At 56.8% G+C, this 17873-nt stretch carries 20 protein-coding genes and 1 tRNA gene; 9 read left to right on the top strand and 12 right to left on the bottom strand.

Going from position 1 to position 17873, the window contains the following annotated elements; all coding sequences use genetic code 11:
- Window positions 1-43: 43 nt before the first annotated feature.
- On the bottom strand, window positions 44-292 hold the full coding sequence (locus QFW87_RS12130) for a hypothetical protein (protein WP_283180438.1): 249 nt from the start codon (window positions 290-292) through the stop codon (window positions 44-46).
- A 308-nt stretch (window positions 293-600) separates the two neighbouring features.
- Here QFW87_RS12130 and QFW87_RS12125 point away from each other — a divergent pair, with 308 nt between their 5' ends.
- Window positions 601-840 carry a hypothetical protein gene (locus QFW87_RS12125; RefSeq protein WP_283190606.1) on the top strand — a complete coding sequence of 80 codons (240 nt, stop codon included), beginning with the start codon at window positions 601-603 and terminating at the stop codon, window positions 838-840.
- A gap of 74 nt (window positions 841-914) precedes the next feature.
- Here the strand turns inward: QFW87_RS12125 and QFW87_RS12120 are convergent, their stop codons facing one another.
- Genes QFW87_RS12120 through QFW87_RS12110 form a run of 3 tightly spaced genes read right to left on the bottom strand, consistent with a single transcriptional unit; the run spans window position 915 to window position 2820 of the window.
- Window positions 915-1739 (bottom strand): DUF3618 domain-containing protein, encoded by an 825-nt coding sequence (locus QFW87_RS12120; protein WP_283190605.1) that lies wholly within the window; start codon window positions 1737-1739, stop codon window positions 915-917.
- Window positions 1736-2167 (bottom strand): phage holin family protein, encoded by a 432-nt coding sequence (locus QFW87_RS12115; RefSeq protein WP_283190604.1) that lies wholly within the window; start codon window positions 2165-2167, stop codon window positions 1736-1738. The genes QFW87_RS12120 and QFW87_RS12115 overlap by 4 nt, the downstream gene beginning before the upstream one ends.
- A complete protein-coding gene (locus QFW87_RS12110) occupies window positions 2167-2820 on the bottom strand; it encodes a hypothetical protein (protein WP_283180442.1) in 654 nt (217 codons plus the stop codon). Before QFW87_RS12110 ends, QFW87_RS12115 begins: the two co-directional genes overlap by 1 nt.
- 347 nt (window positions 2821-3167) lie before the next feature.
- On the opposite strand from QFW87_RS12110, the gene QFW87_RS12105 reads away from it, so the two are divergent.
- Entirely contained in the window at window positions 3168-4295 is a 1128-nt protein-coding gene (locus QFW87_RS12105) for a sensor histidine kinase (RefSeq protein WP_283180443.1), read from the top strand.
- On the opposite strand, the gene QFW87_RS12100 is transcribed toward QFW87_RS12105, so the two are convergent.
- From QFW87_RS12100 to QFW87_RS12065, 8 genes are all read right to left on the bottom strand, one after another.
- Entirely contained in the window at window positions 4261-4968 is a 708-nt protein-coding gene (locus tag QFW87_RS12100; protein WP_283180444.1) for a HAMP domain-containing sensor histidine kinase, read from the bottom strand. The genes QFW87_RS12105 and QFW87_RS12100 overlap by 35 nt on opposite strands.
- Before the next feature lie 457 nt (window positions 4969-5425).
- Complete coding sequence (locus QFW87_RS12095; protein WP_349294110.1) at window positions 5426-5755, bottom strand: Arm DNA-binding domain-containing protein; 330 nt, start codon at window positions 5753-5755, stop codon at window positions 5426-5428.
- Window positions 5756-5979: 224 nt separating this feature from the next.
- Window positions 5980-6055: transfer RNA gene (locus QFW87_RS12090), tRNA-Gly, on the bottom strand.
- A gap of 62 nt (window positions 6056-6117) precedes the next feature.
- Window positions 6118-6678 (bottom strand): CDP-diacylglycerol--glycerol-3-phosphate 3-phosphatidyltransferase, encoded by a 561-nt coding sequence (gene pgsA / locus QFW87_RS12085; RefSeq protein ID WP_008150904.1) that lies wholly within the window; start codon window positions 6676-6678, stop codon window positions 6118-6120.
- A gap of 32 nt (window positions 6679-6710) precedes the next feature.
- Entirely contained in the window at window positions 6711-8534 is a 1824-nt protein-coding gene (uvrC, locus tag QFW87_RS12080) for an excinuclease ABC subunit UvrC (protein WP_283180445.1), read from the bottom strand.
- A gap of 2 nt (window positions 8535-8536) precedes the next feature.
- Window positions 8537-9178 (bottom strand): UvrY/SirA/GacA family response regulator transcription factor, encoded by a 642-nt coding sequence (gene uvrY, locus QFW87_RS12075; RefSeq protein ID WP_008015884.1) that lies wholly within the window; start codon window positions 9176-9178, stop codon window positions 8537-8539.
- Between the two features lie 126 nt (window positions 9179-9304).
- Window positions 9305-9748, bottom strand: a complete 444-nt coding sequence (locus tag QFW87_RS12070; protein ID WP_283190603.1) for a GNAT family N-acetyltransferase — start codon at window positions 9746-9748, stop codon at window positions 9305-9307.
- A complete protein-coding gene (locus tag QFW87_RS12065) occupies window positions 9748-10506 on the bottom strand; it encodes a carbon-nitrogen hydrolase family protein (protein WP_283190602.1) in 759 nt (252 codons plus the stop codon). The genes QFW87_RS12070 and QFW87_RS12065 overlap by 1 nt, the downstream gene beginning before the upstream one ends.
- 160 nt (window positions 10507-10666) lie before the next feature.
- On the opposite strand from QFW87_RS12065, the gene QFW87_RS12060 reads away from it, so the two are divergent.
- From QFW87_RS12060 to QFW87_RS12030, 7 genes are all read left to right on the top strand, one after another.
- Complete coding sequence (locus QFW87_RS12060) at window positions 10667-10795, top strand: hypothetical protein (RefSeq protein ID WP_283180448.1); 129 nt, start codon at window positions 10667-10669, stop codon at window positions 10793-10795.
- A gap of 336 nt (window positions 10796-11131) precedes the next feature.
- A complete protein-coding gene (locus QFW87_RS12055; RefSeq protein WP_283190601.1) occupies window positions 11132-12220 on the top strand; it encodes a 3-deoxy-7-phosphoheptulonate synthase in 1089 nt (362 codons plus the stop codon).
- Between the two features lie 290 nt (window positions 12221-12510).
- Complete coding sequence (locus QFW87_RS12050) at window positions 12511-13392, top strand: triacylglycerol lipase (RefSeq protein ID WP_283190600.1); 882 nt, start codon at window positions 12511-12513, stop codon at window positions 13390-13392.
- A gap of 108 nt (window positions 13393-13500) precedes the next feature.
- Complete coding sequence (locus QFW87_RS12045; RefSeq protein ID WP_283190599.1) at window positions 13501-13782, top strand: peptidylprolyl isomerase; 282 nt, start codon at window positions 13501-13503, stop codon at window positions 13780-13782.
- 135 nt (window positions 13783-13917) lie between these two features.
- Entirely contained in the window at window positions 13918-15786 is a 1869-nt protein-coding gene (locus tag QFW87_RS12040) for an extracellular solute-binding protein (RefSeq protein ID WP_283190598.1), read from the top strand.
- Window positions 15786-16847 (top strand): microcin C ABC transporter permease YejB, encoded by a 1062-nt coding sequence (locus tag QFW87_RS12035; RefSeq protein ID WP_283190597.1) that lies wholly within the window; start codon window positions 15786-15788, stop codon window positions 16845-16847. Before QFW87_RS12040 ends, QFW87_RS12035 begins: the two co-directional genes overlap by 1 nt.
- Entirely contained in the window at window positions 16847-17869 is a 1023-nt protein-coding gene (locus QFW87_RS12030) for an ABC transporter permease (protein WP_283180453.1), read from the top strand. The genes QFW87_RS12035 and QFW87_RS12030 overlap by 1 nt, the downstream gene beginning before the upstream one ends.
- Window positions 17870-17873 lie beyond the last annotated feature (4 nt).

The following is a 17873-nucleotide window of genomic DNA, read 5'->3' as shown; positions in this document are numbered from 1 at the left end:
GACGACCTCATCCGAAATTTATAGCCCCATTAAGCGACCACACTCAGTGATAATCCGCTCCCGCGACCGCAAGCAAATATGCTTGATCCGCCTCAACTCGAAGGTCTCGCCATTCCAACCAATTAACTATTCCCAGACGATCCATTTCATCAGCCTGCCGAAGCAATTCCTCATGATAGGCATCAGGACAATCCCTTCGGAGGGTGTAGTTTTCGAGCGCACAGTGCCAAGAGTCCATCGCGCAGAGTCGCCTTTCTTGCGCCGGCGTCAGCAGGTTTCTAAATGAGTTCATGGCTATAGGAATCCAAAAGTATTTCCTTATGGATCGGGACACTTCGGCTCAGGTTCATGAGGGCCGACAAGAGGTGTTCATTTGCTACACGTGGGCCGTTTTTTTTAATGCTACTTTCACTGCAACATCCGCAGATTCAGACGCCTACGATTGTCCGACAAACGTTTTGAATTTTTTTGGGCGCGCTCACTTCTTTGTCTATGAGCATAAGGAGGGCCTCATGAGCCGCCCTGATCTTTTCGTCATTGACTCCTCGAACTCCAACCACACCGCTGCGTCCAATTTAAAAGTCAATAGAGGTAAGCGAAATGAACAACGATGACAGTAATAACGACGCCGGATCGCAAGCAACGTCAAACGCCCCGCCCACCGATACATTGGGCAAACCCGTGAATGTGGTCGAAAGAGATTTACAGGATGCGGACAGCGACACCAAAGGCGTCGATGAAACCATTACGCCCTCTTCAACCCAAACCAAAGAGCAGGACACTGAGGAGCGCAATCGAAAAACAGCAGAGATAGAGCGCAAGATCGCGGATGGCAACTAGAAGAGGACTTAATTCATTAATCCGGATGAAAAGAGGGAGGTCAGTGTCAGACCTCCCGTCTTTCATTCAACCTGTTACGGAGTACCTAATCCTCTTGATAGATCGGCTGGTGCATCGGATGGTGTGCGGTGATCCCCTTCCGGTTTCGCATCCACCTCCGAATGTTCGGTCGTTTTTGTCACCGTATCGCGCACCGCCTCAAAGCCCTCCCGCGCCTGCTGCTTGACCTTGTCGGCCAGTCCCGCGCTGGTCTTGCCAAGATACCGTTGCTCGGTTGCCGTCGAAGGCAATGCCGCCCCCAGCATGGCGCCTAACGCGATGCCCGCAGCGGCTACCATCAAGGGTTGCTCCTTCAGCAACTGGCTGAGCTGATTGCTGATCACTTGGGAACTGCGCACCAATCGGTCACCTGCGTCGTGAACGGCGTGGCTGATGTTTTCAGTAGCATCACCCAAACTATCACCTAAATGCGCTGCCTTGTCTTTGACCGTCTGGTAACCCTCCTTAAGCGTGTCCGCTGTCTGGTGCAAATGATCACGGGCACTGTCCAAGCCATCAGCGAGGCCATCGGCCCACTCCCCTGCTTTATCCTGATCCGGGCCGACGCGATAACTTGGGCGAGCAGTCGGCGGACGGTTCTGACTCATCATCAACCACAGCAAACCAACCGAAGTCAGCACTGCCGGAACGGGGTTATTACGCACGCTGGTTCCTAGGTTGGTCAGGAATGTCGTTCCATTGCTCTGCATGAAAGACAACGCCTGATCGAACACCTGTCCAGGCGTGAATTTGCTTTCCAGCGCATCGACAATATTGCCAATGCTCGCTCGCTGCGCGTTGATTTCACGCTCGATGGCTTCAGGGCTCTTCTGCGACTCGGTTTCGAATTCACTATTCATGAGACTTTCCTCCGCAGCGCTTCCTGGTCTTTGTTCAAGGCATCCAGCGTGCGATCAGGCTTGAAGTGGGACGAATCAAATTGTTTCTTCCCGGACTGCAGCATGACGAACCCGATGATCATCACAACAACGCCAACAATCAGGGCTGCTAGCCACGGTGCCACGACGGTACTCAGGCCGTAAACAGCGGACATCAACAAGATGATGAACCCCGCTAGCAGCACAATTGCCCCGCCGGCAACACCCGCGATGCCCGCTTTCAGCGTCGTGAGGCTGGCCTGAAACTCAGCCTTGGCCAAGGCAAGTTCTTTTGTGAACAGCGCAGGCACTTCTCGGGATAGCTGCCGTATCAGTCCGACGACAGAAACGTCAGGGTCAGGTACGGGAACTGGTCTTGAGCCCGGCAAACCTGGATCTTCTCTATTCATCACAGTGCTCCTTTGAACGATGTTGAACCGGGTGTAGAGTTCGTCGCGAAGTCCGAAGGATGGTCTTGTTCATTTGGCGAAGCCGGCGTAATGCCAGTGGCCAGGCCCGGGTCTTGATCGGCGCGTGACGGAACTGAAGTTTCATAGGGTCTTTGCGCGCCGAAACCCCCAGATGGAGGCATTGAGTTGCCTGCTGCCGGGTCGCTGGAATCGGTAAATGTCGCCGCAGGCGAACTACCGGCCTTGAGAAAGCGCGACAGGCCAAATCCCAACGCAATACTGCCGGCGACGAACAATGCCGGGTTGTTACGAGCAAGCTCAGCCCCGTCATGAAGCAATTGTTCGGCACTCTTTCCACGCAGACTCCCGGCTAAGCCGCTCATGGACTCCGCCATGTCCGCGAGGTAAGCGGACATGCCGAGCGTGTCCTTGCTTTCCAGTTCGGAGACGACGGATTTCGCTCCCTTTGCCAATGCCTCAATCTGGTCTGCTGCCGTGTCGCGATATTGACCAAACTGCGCATCAGCCTGCTGCCTGGCGCCGCCAAGCGCCTCAGTAACGTTTTCTTTCAAGTGTTCGAAGTTCTGCTCTGGCCCTTCGGAGTCGGGTTTTACTGACTGATTCCCGGTGGTGCTGCTGTCTGAAGTATTCATGTCGTCCCTCGCCTTCTGAATGAAAAAGCGTAATCAGGGTTCGCCACGAAATGCCCGCAGCCCCCCTCATTCCAGATGACGGAGCAGTTTTAGGGGAGTTCCAATGGAATGATGAATGAAATGCTACGTCCGACGCATGCCCCCGCTCTACAGCGCGCTAACCGTGCATATAGTCCTGCTAAGCCCGGATCCAATGCGTTGCTTTACCAGAAAAATGAATACGGCTTTTGAGAAATCGAACATGTTCCAGCTCATTCCACGCGCTACGCTGCAATCTGTGTTCAACTCCATACCGGGTAGCCTGGCCACTGTCCCGGCCTCAATTACGCTCCCTCTGGATTACCGGCATGCGCCTAGCTGATTTCATCCTTGAAAACCTTGAGCCGATTCTGCAGGCTTGGGAAGATTTTGCGCGAACCATAGAAACACCTGGAGTTGCGCTTGATAGCGAGGCTCTCCGGGATCATGCCGAACAAATGCTGCGAGCTATCGCTCTTGATCTGCGGACAACTCAATCTGTGCAGGAACAAATTGACAAGGCCCGAGGAAACGGGCCACTAGACGAACAAGAAACCGCCGCCGAAACACATGCCGTCACACGGTTAATGTCAGGATTCACTATTGATCAAATGGTGTCGGAGTATCGTGCTTTGAGAACGAGTGTTCTCAGTCAGTGGATGAAACAAGTAAAGTCTGGCGCGCCATTAGATATGGACGATATGACCCGCTTCCATGAAGCCATTGACCAAGCGCTCGCTGAATCTATCGCTAGCTACTCGCGGGCCGTGGAGGCATCGCGCAACGTTTTCCTTGGTATTCTTGGTCATGATTTGCGCACTCCACTTGGCGCGATATTACTTGGCGCCGACATGCTGAGGCGTTCAGAGGGAATCGGTACGCGTGCAACGAAAGTTGCCACTCAGATTTACACTAGCGTCCGGCGCGCCAGCCAAATCGTTGGAGACCTGCTGGATTTGACTCGCTGTCAGATGGGCCCAGGGATTCCTGTTAAGAAAGCGGTCGTAGATCTGTCGCCGTTATGTGAACACATCGTAGAAGAAATTCGTGCGTTTCATCCAACAGCGAACGTGCTGTTCGAATCGCAAACTCCCGCCTCTGGGGAATTTGATGGCGCTCGAATGGAACAAGTATTTTCCAATATCATCAGTAACGCTGTGCAACACGGTAATCTTCAATTTCCGATAAGGGTGAAATTAGAGGCCACGGAAGAACATGTAGTTTTCACCGTCCACAACGGCGGCGAACCGATACCTGAGGACGTTTTACCGTTCATTTTCAATCCATTGGGGCGTTTTTCTCAACGGTCGATTATCGACCACGGGCCTACAGCAGGATTGGGATTGGGCCTGTTCATTGCCTCGGAAATCGTGGCCTCACACGCTGGCGTAATCACCGTAGACTCGGAAACGGAACGTGGCACTACATTTTTCGTGAAGGTTCCGAAAAGAACTTGAAAGAATGAGATGATCCGACAGTCCCTGGATTGAGAGATTCGATGCCGTAGCTCTGTGAATTCCTGCCTTCATCATGGAAAATAGCCTTAAATGTTGAGGTAACTGAAACCGTGCCGCCGTGTGCCTTCACGATTTTGCTGACGATGAAAAGCCCTAGACCTACGCTGCGGGTGTCTTGAGGGAGATTGACGCCTCGAGTCATCGGACTGAAGACAGTGGCAAGAACGTCTGGAGGAATCGGTGTACCCCAGTTGTGCGCCATCAATTCGAAACCCAGTTCCGTAATGGAGGATGTGACTGTCACGGGACGATCTCCCGCACCGTAAGCAACTGCGTTTGAGATTAAGTTGCCTGCAAGTTGCGCAAGCCTATCGCCGTCCGCAATGCATAAACCTTGGCCATGTGTTGAATGGACAAGCTCTCGTTTGGGATAAACGATTCTGAGTTGCTCGACAGCCCCTGCAATGAGCAGATGCAGATTGGTGGTCGCTTTTGTAACCCCGATACCACGCCCTATTCGCACCTGCGTGAAATCCAACAAATCGATAATGAGCCAGCGCGCTCTTTGAGCCGCATCGTGAGCGTGACGAACAAATTTTTGCTGCTTCGGTGTCAGTCCTTGGCGCTCAAGCATTTCGGTGGCCATTGATATCACCGAGAGAGGGCACGCCATTGCCGCTTCTTGTATAACGGTCCTGGCCACCCCACGCGTGATTGAAAAGTGCGGGTCGTTCAGTTGCAGGGGGGGCTGCCTTAAAACGGCTCACCACTACCAGCACCACGTGGTAGGTCTTGGATTCTCCGGGCAAGTTTTACAGGTTACGCTCCAACTGCCTGTCCGGATGGTGTGGAACCCGCACTGACTATCTGGAGTTCAAGCAAACTCTACTGATTCAATCATTCATCACCAATGAAAACACAGCCTGACCCAACGCCTGCGGGCCTTTTGTTGTACGCCCTCCCCGTTGCGACTCTTTCGATTACTCGATCGAAGTAGAAACGGTGCCCACCGAACATTCGCTACCTGATGCCCTTGAACGCCTGTACCAAAATCAGCTCGCCTTAGAGTTGACCTTGAGGGTTGAGAGCCAAGGCTCGACGGATACTAGCGATAATGTCGGCGGCGCGCTTCACACGATCAGTGAAAACGCGGGCACATCAGACAGGGCCTGGTCAGGCAGGCCCCTAACATTACGCTCCAGCTGCCGATGGACACGCAGATCGATGCCCACAGCGACCAATGCCCTCGCAACATCACGCAGAGCACGAGCATCTCCTAAGCTAATTTCAGGATAGGTACCGAGAGAAATACGGGGTTGCTTATCCGCCCAGGAAAAGCGGAAGTGCCAGCACTTTGCGCCTTTCGTATTCACGAAAAGGGCGAGGCCGTTGTAGTCAGGGAGGGTGTAGTCCTTGGCACGGGGTTTGGCGTGCCGGACTGCCGTATTGGTGAGAGCCAACGTACAATCTCCGTCTCGTATGAATGGAGGAGATTTGTACGGTTTGCGGTGAGACTGGTGCCACGAGAAAACCGATCTGCCGAGCACCGGATTGATGTACTGGAAAATGTGCCCATTGGGGCTGGATCTGAGTGTTTTCTGGGGCGGCGCGGCAAAAGCCAAAGAAAGACTTTTCTTTGGCCGAAAAAAATGGACCTCTTTTCAGAGATCCATTTTTTAATGCTTGGAGCGGGAAACGAGACTCGAACTCGCGACCCCGACCTTGGCAAGGTCGTGCTCTACCAACTGAGCTATTCCCGCGTCTTGGTGAGGCGCATTCTATAGAATCCAAATGCCCCGTCAACCCCTTGATTCAAAAAAGTTTATTTCTTTTCCACGTCGGTCTTCAGATGCGGCCAGGCAGCCCGCAAATATTGGACCATGGACCACAACGTCAGCCCCGCAGATATCAGCAGCAAGGCGTAACCCAGCAGCACCCAGAACGTGAAATCCGACGGATTGGCCAGCAGGATCACCAGCGCCAGCATTTGCGCGGCGGTTTTCCATTTGCCCAGGTTCGACACGGCGACGTGAGCGCGGGCGCCGAGTTCGGCCATCCATTCGCGTAGTGCCGAGACGACAATCTCGCGACCGATGATCACGGCGGCCGGCAGCGTGAGCCACAGGTTGCCATGTTCTTGCACCAGCAATACCAGCGCAACAGCGACCATCAGCTTGTCAGCCACGGGATCGAGGAAAGCCCCGAACGGTGTGCTTTGTTCCAGCCGGCGGGCAAGATACCCATCCAGCCAGTCTGTGGCGGCGGCAAATGCGAACACCGAGGCGGACGCCAGGTAGCTCCATTGATACGGCAGGTAGAACAGTAAAATGAAGATCGGAATGAGCAGGACGCGTAGTACGGTAATCAGATTAGGGATATTCATCGGCACAACTGGCTACGAGGTGAGGGGGCATTCTACTCGCTGTGCAGATTGGCATAAATCAACTCTGCGAGCTTTTTACTGATCCCGGGTGCTTTGGCGATCTCTTCGATGCTGGCACGAGACAGCTCCTGCAATCCACCAAAATGTTTCAACAAATCGCGGCGACGGGTCGGTCCGACACCGGCAACGCCCTCCAGGGTAGACGTGCGGCGAGTTTTCCCACGGCGTGCGCGGTGCCCGGTAATTGCGAAACGGTGAGCTTCGTCGCGTATCTGCTGAATCAAATGCAGCGCGGGGGAATCGCCGCGCAAGGTGAATTCGTGGGCGGCATCGTTCAGGTACAAGGTTTCGAAACCGGCCTTTCGCGTGGCGCCCTTGGCTACGCCCAGCAGAATCAAATCAGGCACGGCCAGTTCATTGAGCACATCACGTGCCATGGACAGCTGCCCCTTGCCACCGTCCACCAGCAAAATGTCCGGTAGCTTGCCCTCCCCGTCCTTCAGTTTGCTGAAGCGTCGGGTCAGGGCCTGGTGCATCGCGGCGTAGTCATCGCCCGGGGTGACGCCTTCAATGTTGTAGCGACGATAGTCGGACTTGATCGGACCTTCGGGACCGAACACCACGCAGGACGCCACGGTTGCTTCACCACTGGAGTGACTGATGTCGTAACACTCCAGGCGCTGTGGTGGCTCATCCAGGTTCAACACTTCCGCCAGGGCATCGAAACGTGCAGCAACGTGTTGACGGTTAGCCAGTCGCGCTCCCAGTGCCTGCTCGGCATTCGTGACCGCCAACTGTTGCCAGCGTGCTCGCGTACCACGAACCCGATAACTGATGGTCAATTCGCGACCGCGCAGCTCATCGATGGCCGCGATCAGTGTCGGGAAGTCTTCGTGAACCACGTTGACGATCAGTTCGCTCGGCAAGTCGCGCTCGGGACTGCTGATGAAGTACTGGCCGAGAAACGCCGCCATGACTTCAGAAACGTCCTCTTCAATACCCACCTGAGGAAAGAAGTTCTTGCTCCCCAGCACCCGCCCGCCGCGCACACTGATCAAATGAACGCAGGCACCACCCGGATTGACAAACGCGGCGATCACGTCGACATCGCCTGTCCCGCCTTCCATGCTCTGCTGATCCTGGACCCGGCGCAGTAATGAAATCTGATCCCGCAACTCGGCCGCCCGTTCGAACTCGAGATTGATCGCCGCCTCTTCCATTCCTGCGGACAACTCATCCGTCAGCGCATTGCTGCGCCCCTCGAGGAACATCACCGAGTGCCGTACGTCTTCAGCGTATACCTCGGGCTCCACCAGCCCGACACAGGGCGCCTTGCAGCGTTTGATCTGGTATTGCAGGCAAGGACGCGTGCGGTTCTTGTAATAGCTCTCTTCGCACTGACGAACAAAAAACGTCTTCTGCAGCAGGCTCAGGCTTTCACGAATGGCGCCGGCGCTGGGATAAGGGCCGAAATATTTGCCCTTGGCCTTTTTTGCACCGCGATGGATGCTCAAGCGTGGAAACTGACCATCCGAGAGAAAGACGTAGGGGTAGGATTTATCGTCGCGCAGCAGGATGTTGTAGGGCGGACGCCACTCCTTGATCAGCGTCTGCTCAAGCAACAAGGCTTCGGTTTCATTGGCCGTAATCGTCGTTTCGACCTGGGCGATACGCGCGACCAGCGCCGCGGTCTTGGGCGCAAGACCGGATTTGCGGAAGTAACTCGACAGGCGATTTTTGAGGTTCTTGGCCTTGCCGACGTAGAGCAGGCGTGCCTCGCTGTCGAACATGCGATACACACCGGGACGCCCACTGACCGTCGACAGAAAGGCGCTTGGATCGAAGACTTCAGTCATTTTCAGAGGCTGGCATCGACCATGCCGTGACGAACCGCCAACAGCGTCAACTCGACATCGCTGCTGATCGAAAGCTTTTCGAAAATGCGGTAACGGTAAGTGTTCACGGTTTTTGGCGACAGACACAGTTTGTCGGAAATGATCTGGACCTTCTGACAGCCGACAATCATCAGCGCGATCTGGATTTCCCGCTCCGACAAGGCGTCGAAAGGCGAATCATTGGTCGGCTGGAAGGATTTGATCGCCAGTTGCTGTGCAATTTGCGGGCTGATGTAGCGCTGCCCGGCAAACACCAGGCGGATGGCCTGGACCATTTCCGGCAGCCCGGCACCCTTGGTCAGATAACCCGCGGCACCGGCCTGCAACAACCGAGTCGGAAACGGATCTTCTTCGCACACGGTGACCGCGACGACTTTGATATCCGGATGACTGCGCAACAATTTGCGTGTGGCTTCAAGACCGCCGATGCCTGGCATCTTGACGTCCATCAGTACCACATCGGGTTTCAACTCACGCGCCTTGAGCAAGGATTCTTCGCCTGACTCAGCCTGGCCGACTACTTGCAGGCCATCGATGTCAGCCAGCATTCGTGTAATGCCTGTACGAACGAGATCATGATCATCGACTACTAGCACCCTAATCAAGCAGACACCTCGCGATATGGTCTTATTGGGTTGCCGACACCTTAGCAAAAAGCAACTGGCAGACCTAGCGGCAAGCGTCATATAAAAAGTTTCAATACATCTTGAAAGGCTTGTCGTATGCGTGTTTCAGCCAGGCGAGGCATCGATATCACGCTGCATTCTCAGGAAACACTCGTCCGTGCCGACCACCTTCAGGCCCTTTCTCTCATACAACGCTTGCGCGGGATTATTTTCAAAAACCGTCAAACGCAATGCCGGACGCCGTTCCTTGCACGCCATGGCGAATACCTGATCAATCGTCCAGGAACCGGCGCCCTGCCCTCGAAACGCTTCGATGACGTGCAACTCGCGAATGTACAGGGCTTTGGCATCACGACTCAGACTGACGTAGCCCACCAATGCCTCACCGCGCACAATCAACCAGTTCTCGCGCCCTGCCCAGCCAACATCGAAACCTTCGTCCTGCCACAGCAGATCGTGCTGAATGTAATAGCGCAGCATGTTTTTGCGGGTCAGATCACGAGCGAAGTCGAGGTCCCGAAGCGCCGCCGGGCGTAATTCAAATGCCATCAAGCCTCCGCAACAGCCACTATTTGCCCGTTCCAGCCATCTGCATCGCGGCGAGCCACGACCATCAGGCTGCCTGTACCCGGTGCGGCTGCAACCAGCGAGCCGTCCGACGCCCAGATCGCGCTGCGTCCTGCCGATTCCCAGCCACCCGTTGCACCGCCATGGTTGGCCATCAGGACCGTCATCGAATGAGCGCTGGCGTAGCCTTGCAGCAACGCGGTATCCGGGGCGTAGCCGTTTTCCGTGATCAGCACGCCCGCCGCATAGAGATCGGCGCCTTGCTGCGCCGCCGCGGCGGCATGACTGGCGTGAGAGAAATCTGCGCACACTGCCAACGCGACCGTATCGCCACCGATCGTCAGGGTCGAACCGCCGGTTCCCGGTGCAAATGCCACTTCCTCGCCTGGATGCAGATATTGCTTGCTGTAGATCCCGAGCGATCCATCAGCGCCCAACGCCAGCGCCCCAATCAATACGGGCGAATCCTGCGACAGGCGAATCGGCATCCCGACGACTGTCGTCACACCGACTTCCCGCGCGAAATCCCGTAGCGGTTGCAGAACCTCGGCGTCTGGCGCAATGGCCAATTCAGCCGCAAGTCCACGCTCGTACCCGGTCAGCGATAACTCCTGGAACACCAGCAATTGCACACCCTGCTCAGCGGCAACTTGCATGAAGCGCTGATGCCACACAATGTTTGCGGCAAGGTCACCGGCGATGGAGATCGATTGAGCAGCGGCGATGATCAGTGGCGTCATGATTCGTCCTTGTGACGTTGCATATATGCAAAGCACAAAGTGTGTCACAACCGGCGACGCACTCAAGCGATAGAAAACGCCTCCGGTGATCGATAGCATTTTCTGATTGAATCCACGTACCGGCCTCGAGTAAGCTCGGTGCACTCATCGGAGACAAATCATGCTCAACGCCCTCTCACAGCTTCATACCGTCAGCGCCTTGCGCTCGGTGTCGGCTGCCCGGGTGAATGACGTTTGTGCTCCGGTCAGCTTTTATTTTGGGTATTGGTTTAGCCACTGGCGCGCCTGATACCCACACGGCGCCCACTTTAAACGGGTCGCCACCAGAGAATTCTCAACCCCCGGTCGGCTTCCCGACCGGGGGTTTTGTTTTTTCAGCCCCGCACATTTTTAGCGACACACCAGACAACCAGAGGATTCAAAAATGAACTACGCCACTTATTACCGTTACGACAGTTTTACCGCCTGGCGATTTAGCAGCCTCCGCTCGGGACAGCCTGCCACCTCCGATCGGTCCCCCACAGGTGGCAAGCACACACACGCGGCCAATCCGGCCAATTGTCGAACACCCCAGTAGGGCCGAGCGCGCGGGAACGAACCCGCCGCCAGCCCAGGAAGCCCGAATATGAACTCGTCCGTCTCCGCTCTGCCGCTGTCCACCTTGAGCCCTGCCAATGAAGCGCTGACCCAGCGTCTGCCCAGCTCATTGCAACTCAAACAGCAATTGCCACTCAGCAACGTCCTGAGCCAGCAAGTCGCCGCCCACCGCCAAGCGGTTCGCGCGATCCTCAACGGTGAAGACTCCCGTCTGCTGGTCATCGTCGGCCCCTGCTCGATTCACGATCCTCAGTCCGCCCTCGAATACGCCAGCAACCTCGCCCGCCTCGCCGCCGACGTCAGCGATGAAATGCTGCTGGTGATGCGCGCCTACGTCGAAAAACCCCGCACCACCATCGGCTGGAAAGGCCTGGCCTACGATCCCCACCTGGATGGCAGCGATGACATGGCGGGCGGTTTGACGTTGTCCCGCGAGTTGATGCGCGAAATGCTCCGCCTGGGATTGCCGATTGCCACCGAACTGCTGCAACCGATGGCTGCCGGCTACTTCGACGACCTGCTGAGCTGGGTCGCCATTGGCGCTCGCACCACCGAATCGCAGATCCACCGTGAAATGGCCAGCGGCCTGAGCATGCCGGTCGGCTTTAAGAACGGCACCGACGGTGGTGTCGGTGTGGCCAGCGACGCCATGCGCTCTGCCGCCCATCCGCATCGCCATTTCGGGGTCGACAGCCAGGGTCATCCGGCAATCATTCAGACACCGGGCAATCCCGACACCCACCTGGTGCTGCGTGGCGGACACCGCGGGCCGAACTACGACCGCGACAGCGTCGCCCGGGTGAACAGCGATTTGACCAAACTGAAGATCCCGGCCCGGATCATGGTCGACTGCAGCCATGCCAACAGCGGCAAAGACCCGCTGCGTCAGCCAGCGGTGTTTAACGATGTGCTTGAACAGCGCTTGCAAGGTGATCGATCACTGATCGGCATGATGATCGAGAGTCACCTGTTCGAAGGCTGCCAACCGCTGGGCCATTCAATGCGTTACGGCGTGTCAGTCACGGACGGCTGCCTTGGCTGGAGCGGGACGGAATTATTGTTGCGCCAGGCAGCCGACCGGCTCAGAGCGCAGAGCAGGGATCAGCAATCGGCGTGAGGGTAAACCCATCGTCCAGTCCTCCCATCGAGGACTGGACGTCGGAATCGAGACACTATCAACAGGCAAAGGGTGTTCCCGAAGTAGGCCATCGCGGTAAAACGCTCTGTTACAGATAAAAAGATGTCCAAATATTCCGACCAAGGCCTCATCTACTTTCGAACTTTCGTACATTTTCTATTCCGTTTTCATCAAGATACAGCGGCTTTTTCATACAACGTCGAACAGCGGGTGTGCTTTAGAGTGAGCCCATCAACACACCTCTGAACGACTGTGAAAAAGGAAAGAACATGCTACGGAATGCAACTACTCAGTATCCGATCCTGTTGGTCCACGGGCTCTTCGGCTTCGACCGCATCGGCAAGGTCGAACTCTTTCATGACGTCAAGCAGGCCCTCAGGAGTGCAGGCGCAAGAGTGTTTATCCCGCACGTGTCGGCGACCCATAGCAATGAAGTCCGCGGCGACCAGCTTCGGGCGCAGATCGAACGCGTACTGGAAGGAACCGGTGCGAACAAAGTCAACCTGATCGGCCACAGCCAAGGCGCACTCGCTGTACGTTACGCGGCAGCGACAGCGCCGGAGGTCATCGCATCGGTGACGTCCGTCAGCGGCCCGAATCACGGCTCGGAGCTGGCCGACTTCTTGCGCAAGGCGCTGACGCCCGGGCGCCTGCCGGAACACGTCGCCTCGACAGTTGCAACGTTGTTTGCAGACTTTCTATCGTTGCTCAGCGGCCACCGTCACCTGCCGCAGAACGCCATCGCCGCTCTGAATGCCCTGACCACCGAAGGTGTAGGCGCGTTCAATGACAAGTACCCTCAGGGCTTGCCGAAAACCTGGGGTGGCAAGGGTCGCGAACTGGTCGACGGCGTACGTTATTACTCCTGGAGCGGCACCCTGCAGGGCGACATCCTCAATAAAGGGCTTGATGCTCTGAGTCCGCTGCACGGGTTCCTCCGCGCCTTTTCCCTATACTTCACCACCGAGCCCGAGCAGAACGACGGCCTGGTTGGCCGCTACAGCTCCCATTTGGGCAAAGTCATCCGGTCCGACTACCCGATGGATCATCTGGACAGCCTTAGCCAGACCGCCGGTCCGCTGCGCAAGGGCATCGACCCGATTGCCCTGTATGTGCAGCATGCGGAGCGCCTGAGAAATGCCGGCCTATAAAGGAATACCGTACCGGTCTGCATAGTCTGTACGGAACTTTGAGAAGAAATAGACCACTGAATCCGGTAGGCTCCGCACTTTACTGAACATTGAAAGGAGTATTTCACCATGGCTAAAGCCACTGCCCGTCACATCCTCGTTGCCAGCGAAGACAAGTGCAACGAATTGAAAGCCCAAATCGAAGGCGGCGCTGATTTCGCCGAAGTCGCCAAAGCCAACTCCACTTGCCCGTCCAGCCGCCAGGGCGGTGATCTGGGTTCGTTCGGTCCAGGCCAGATGGTCAAGGAATTCGACGCCGTGGTCTTCAGCGCACCAATCAACGTGGTGCAAGGCCCGGTCAAGACCCAGTTCGGTTACCACCTGCTGGAAGTGACCAGCCGTCAGGACTGATCAAGCCTTAAGTTTTCTGCACAACGGCCCGCCTTTTGGTGGGCCGTTGTGTTTCGGATGCGTGATACGAGTGGCGAGGGACGCGCCGCTAGCGTACAAATTGCGGTTATTGACCACCCGGCTCTAAGGCTGACAATGCGACTGGCGTTCCCTACTTTATTGTTCACGGCTTTGGCCCTGTTGTTGAGCGTCACCGGTGTGACTGCAGCACCGCAACATGCGTTGACCGTGTACGGTGAACCGGCGAAGTATCCTGCCGGCTTTAGTCATTTTGCCTACACAAACCCGCAAGCCCCCAAGGGCGGCACAATGCGCCGCTCGGCGATCGAAATCGGTCATTTCGATCATATGTTGCCTTACATCGACAAAGGCATTGGCGTCACACAGATCGATGGCCTGCTTTACTCACCCCTCGCCCAGCGTTCGCTGGACGAGCCTTACACCGTGTACGGTCTGGTGGCACAGAAGATGGAGCGCTCGGACGACGGTTTGTTCCTGCGCTTCTACCTGAACCCCAAGGCCCGTTTCGCGGACGGCAAACCGATCACCGCCGAAGACGTGCGCTACACCTTCGACCTGTTGATGACCCAGGGCAGCCTGCGTTATCGGACCCAGTTTGCCGACGTCAAAGGCGTCGAAGTGGAATCACCCCTGACGGTTCGGTTCGACTTGAAAAGCAATGAAAACCGTACCCTGCCCCTCGATATCGCGACCTTGCCGGTGTTTCCCGAGCATTGGTGGAAGACTCGCGACTTCGCCAATGGTGGCGGTTACGAGCCACCGTTGGGCAGCGGCCCCTACAGGGTGAGCAAAGTCGACTCCGGTCGCAGCATCACCTTCGAGCGCAATGCCGATTGGTGGGGCAAGGATCTACCGGTCAGCCGCGGCCTCTACAACTTCGATCGTTTCAGCATTGAGTACTTCGGGGATACCGACGTCGCCCGCCAGGTCCTGCGTGGCGGTGCCTACGACTACAACCGAGAATTCTCCGCCACCGGTTACTCCATTGGCTACGACAGCCCGGCCCTGAGCGACGGGCGCCTGCAAAAGGCGCATTTGGCAACGCAAGCTCCCCAAACGGCTCAGGGCTTTGTGTTCAACCTGCAAAACCCACTGTTCCAGGACCGTCGAGTGCGTCAGGCACTGGCCATGCTCTGGGATTTCGAGTGGAGCAACCGGCAGATGATGCGCGATATGTACATCCGCCAGCAGAGCTACTTTTCCAACACCGACCTCGCCGCCCGACAACTGCCGGACGCCGGCGAACTGGCGATTCTAGAACCGCTGCGCGGGCAGATCCCCGACGATGTTTTCACCCAGGTTTTCCAGGCACCGAAAACCGATGGCAGTGGCGTGATACGCGACAAACAGTTGCAGGCACTCGATTTGCTCGAACAGGCCGGCTGGAAACCCGATGGCGATCAACTGATCAACGCCGAAGGCAAGTCATTGAGTTTCACTTTCCTGGTCAGCCAGAACGGCATGGACCGATTGCTGCTGCCTTATAAGCGCACCCTGAAGCAGATCGGCATCGACATGAACATCCGCCGCATCGACTCGTCCCAATACGTGAATCGCCTGATGAGCCGCGACTACGACATGATCGTCACCGGCTACCCGGTCACGACATCGCCCGGGGGTGAATTGCTCAATTACTTCGGCTCGGTCTCGGCCAACGACCCTGGTGCCAATAACTACATGGTGTTGAAAAATCCGGCGGTCGACACACTGATCGCCGGACTGATTCGCGCCACCACCCAACCCGAAATGCTGCACTACGCCCACGCGCTGGACCGGGTACTGCAATGGAACTACTACTGGATTCCCAACTATTACCCGCCGGGCAGCTCCACCGTGTGGTGGAATCGTTTCGGCAGGCCCAACGAGCAAGCGAGCAATGACGAAGCCATCGAGAGCTGGTGGGAAATCAGCACCACGCCGCTGACCAACCAACAGATGACCGCTGAGCAAATCAGCCGTGGCAAACCCGGAGGGCCGCACTGATGTGGGCTTACATACTGCGGCGACTGTTGCTGATCATTCCGACGCTGGTGATTATTCTTCTGGTCAACTTCATCATCGTCCAGGCCGCGCCGGGCGGCCCGGTGGAACAGGCCATCGCGCAATTGCAAGGCATCGGCGGCGCGAGTGTCGGCGGCGGTTCCGGCGAACGCATGTCCGACACCTCCAGATCCAGTCGCGGCCTCGACCCGCAACTGATCAAGGACATCGAAAAGCAATACGGCTTCGATAAGCCGGCGCACGAACGCCTGTGGCTGATGCTCACCAGTTACGCGCGCCTGGACTTCGGCAAGAGCTTTTTCCGCGGCGCGACCGTCACCGATCTGATCCTGGAAAAAATGCCGGTGACCATTTCCCTTGGTCTCTGGGCGACGCTGATCACCTACCTGGTGTCGATTCCCTTGGGCATCCGCAAGGCCGTGCACCACGGCAGCCATTTCGATATCTGGAGCAGTACCGCGATCGTCATCGGTTACGCCATGCCGGCGTTCCTGTTCGCGATGTTCCTGATCGTGGTCTTCGCCGGCGGTACCTCGCTGAACTGGTTCCCGGTGCGGGGGCTGGTCTCGGACAACTTCGAATCGCTGTCGACCGTGGGCAAAATCGCCGATTACTTCTGGCACTTGGTATTGCCTGTAACGTCGCTGGTGATCGGCGGGTTCGCCACGCTGACCATTCTGACCAAGAACTCCTTCCTCAATGAAATCACACGCCAGTACGTGGTCACCGCCCGCGCCAAGGGCCTGAGCGAACGCCGAGTGCTCTACGGTCACGTGTTTCGCAATGCCATGCTGCTGGTGGTCTCGGGGATTCCCCAGGCGTTTATCAGCGTATTTTTCGCCGGTTCCCTGCTGATCGAAGTGATCTTCTCCCTCGACGGCCTGGGTCGCATGAGTTACGAAGCCGCGGTTTCCCGGGACTACCCGGTGGTATTCGGTTCGCTGTTCATCTTCACGCTGTTCGGTCTCTTGATAAAACTGGTCGGCGACCTCTGCTACACCCTCGTCGACCCGCGTATCGACTTCGCCGCGAGGAACGCCTGATGTTCAAGCTCTCGCCGTTAGGTCGTCGTCGTTTCGAGCGTTTCAAGAAAAACCGTCGTGGCTGGTGGTCGCTGTGGTTGTTTGTTGGCCTGTTCCTGTTGACCCTCGGTGGCGAACTGATTGCCAACGACAAGCCGCTGATCGTCAGCTATCAGGGCTCACTCTACTTCCCGGCACTGAAGCGTCATACCGAGCAGGAATTTGGCGGCCAGCTGCCGTTCCAGGCCGACTACCGCAGCGATTATGTGCAGAAGCTGATTCACCAGGACGGTGGCTGGATGCTGTTCCCGCCGATCCCCTTCAGCGACGACACACCGAACTATGACCTCAATCAACCGACGCCAAGTCCTCCGACGAAGGTTAACTGGCTGGGCACCGACGACCAGGCGCGGGACGTGTTGGCCCGAGTGATTTTCGGTGCGCGGGTGTCGATCCTGTTTGCCTTGATGCTGACGTTTGTCAGTGCACTGATCGGCATCGCTGCCGGCGCCCTGCAAGGCTACTACGGCGGCTGGGTCGACCTGATCGGTCAACGGTTGCTGGAGGTTTGGTCGGGGCTGCCGGTGCTGTACCTGCTGATCATCCTGTCGGGTTTCGTTGAGCCTAATTTCTGGTGGCTGCTGGGGATCATGGCGCTGTTTTCCTGGTTGGCCCTGGTGGACGTGGTGCGCGCCGAATTCCTGCGCGGACGCAACCTGGAATACGTCAAAGCAGCCCGGGCGCTGGGCTTGACCGACCGAAAAGTCATCGTCCGGCACATTCTGCCCAACGCGATGAACGCGACCCTGAGCTACCTGCCGTTCATTCTGACCGGAGCGATCTCCACCCTCACAGCGTTGGACTTTCTCGGTTTCGGCATGCCCGCCGGCAGTGCATCGTTGGGCGAGTTGATCGGTCAGGGTAAACAAAACCTGCAAGCGCCGTGGCTGGGATTGACGGCGTTTTTCACCCTGGCGCTGATTCTTTCTTTACTGGTGTTTATCGGGGAGGCGTTGCGTGATGCCTTTGATCCCCGATCGTGATGCG

The organism is Pseudomonas sp. PMCC200344 (genome assembly GCF_030053095.1).
Lineage (GTDB): Bacteria > Pseudomonadota > Gammaproteobacteria > Pseudomonadales > Pseudomonadaceae > Aquipseudomonas > Aquipseudomonas svalbardensis.
Note: the sequence above shows the minus strand (reverse complement) of the source record. Positions and strands in the feature narration are given on the sequence as shown.

Excerpts from the sequence above, each read along its gene's own strand:
- QFW87_RS12130 (WP_283180438.1), bottom strand. The coding sequence starts at position 292 with ATGAACTCATTTAGAAACCTGCTGACGCCGGCGCAAGAAAGGCGACTC.
- QFW87_RS12125 (WP_283190606.1), top strand. The coding sequence starts at position 601 with ATGAACAACGATGACAGTAATAACGACGCCGGATCGCAAGCAACGTCA.
- QFW87_RS12120 (WP_283190605.1), bottom strand. The coding sequence starts at position 1,739 with ATGAATAGTGAATTCGAAACCGAGTCGCAGAAGAGCCCTGAAGCCATC.
- QFW87_RS12115 (WP_283190604.1), bottom strand. The coding sequence starts at position 2,167 with ATGAATAGAGAAGATCCAGGTTTGCCGGGCTCAAGACCAGTTCCCGTA.
- QFW87_RS12110 (WP_283180442.1), bottom strand. The coding sequence starts at position 2,820 with ATGAATACTTCAGACAGCAGCACCACCGGGAATCAGTCAGTAAAACCC.
- QFW87_RS12105 (WP_283180443.1), top strand. The coding sequence starts at position 3,168 with ATGCGCCTAGCTGATTTCATCCTTGAAAACCTTGAGCCGATTCTGCAG.
- QFW87_RS12100 (WP_283180444.1), bottom strand. The coding sequence starts at position 4,968 with ATGGCGTGCCCTCTCTCGGTGATATCAATGGCCACCGAAATGCTTGAG.
- pgsA (WP_008150904.1), bottom strand. The coding sequence starts at position 6,678 with ATGAATATCCCTAATCTGATTACCGTACTACGCGTCCTGCTCATTCCG.
- uvrC (WP_283180445.1), bottom strand. The coding sequence starts at position 8,534 with ATGACTGAAGTCTTCGATCCAAGCGCCTTTCTGTCGACGGTCAGTGGG.
- QFW87_RS12070 (WP_283190603.1), bottom strand. The coding sequence starts at position 9,748 with ATGGCATTTGAATTACGCCCGGCGGCGCTTCGGGACCTCGACTTCGCT.
- QFW87_RS12065 (WP_283190602.1), bottom strand. The coding sequence starts at position 10,506 with ATGACGCCACTGATCATCGCCGCTGCTCAATCGATCTCCATCGCCGGT.
- QFW87_RS12060 (WP_283180448.1), top strand. The coding sequence starts at position 10,667 with ATGCTCAACGCCCTCTCACAGCTTCATACCGTCAGCGCCTTGCGCTCG.
- QFW87_RS12055 (WP_283190601.1), top strand. The coding sequence starts at position 11,132 with ATGAACTCGTCCGTCTCCGCTCTGCCGCTGTCCACCTTGAGCCCTGCC.
- QFW87_RS12050 (WP_283190600.1), top strand. The coding sequence starts at position 12,511 with ATGCTACGGAATGCAACTACTCAGTATCCGATCCTGTTGGTCCACGGG.
- QFW87_RS12045 (WP_283190599.1), top strand. The coding sequence starts at position 13,501 with ATGGCTAAAGCCACTGCCCGTCACATCCTCGTTGCCAGCGAAGACAAG.
- QFW87_RS12040 (WP_283190598.1), top strand. The coding sequence starts at position 13,918 with ATGCGACTGGCGTTCCCTACTTTATTGTTCACGGCTTTGGCCCTGTTG.
- QFW87_RS12035 (WP_283190597.1), top strand. The coding sequence starts at position 15,786 with ATGTGGGCTTACATACTGCGGCGACTGTTGCTGATCATTCCGACGCTG.
- QFW87_RS12030 (WP_283180453.1), top strand. The coding sequence starts at position 16,847 with ATGTTCAAGCTCTCGCCGTTAGGTCGTCGTCGTTTCGAGCGTTTCAAG.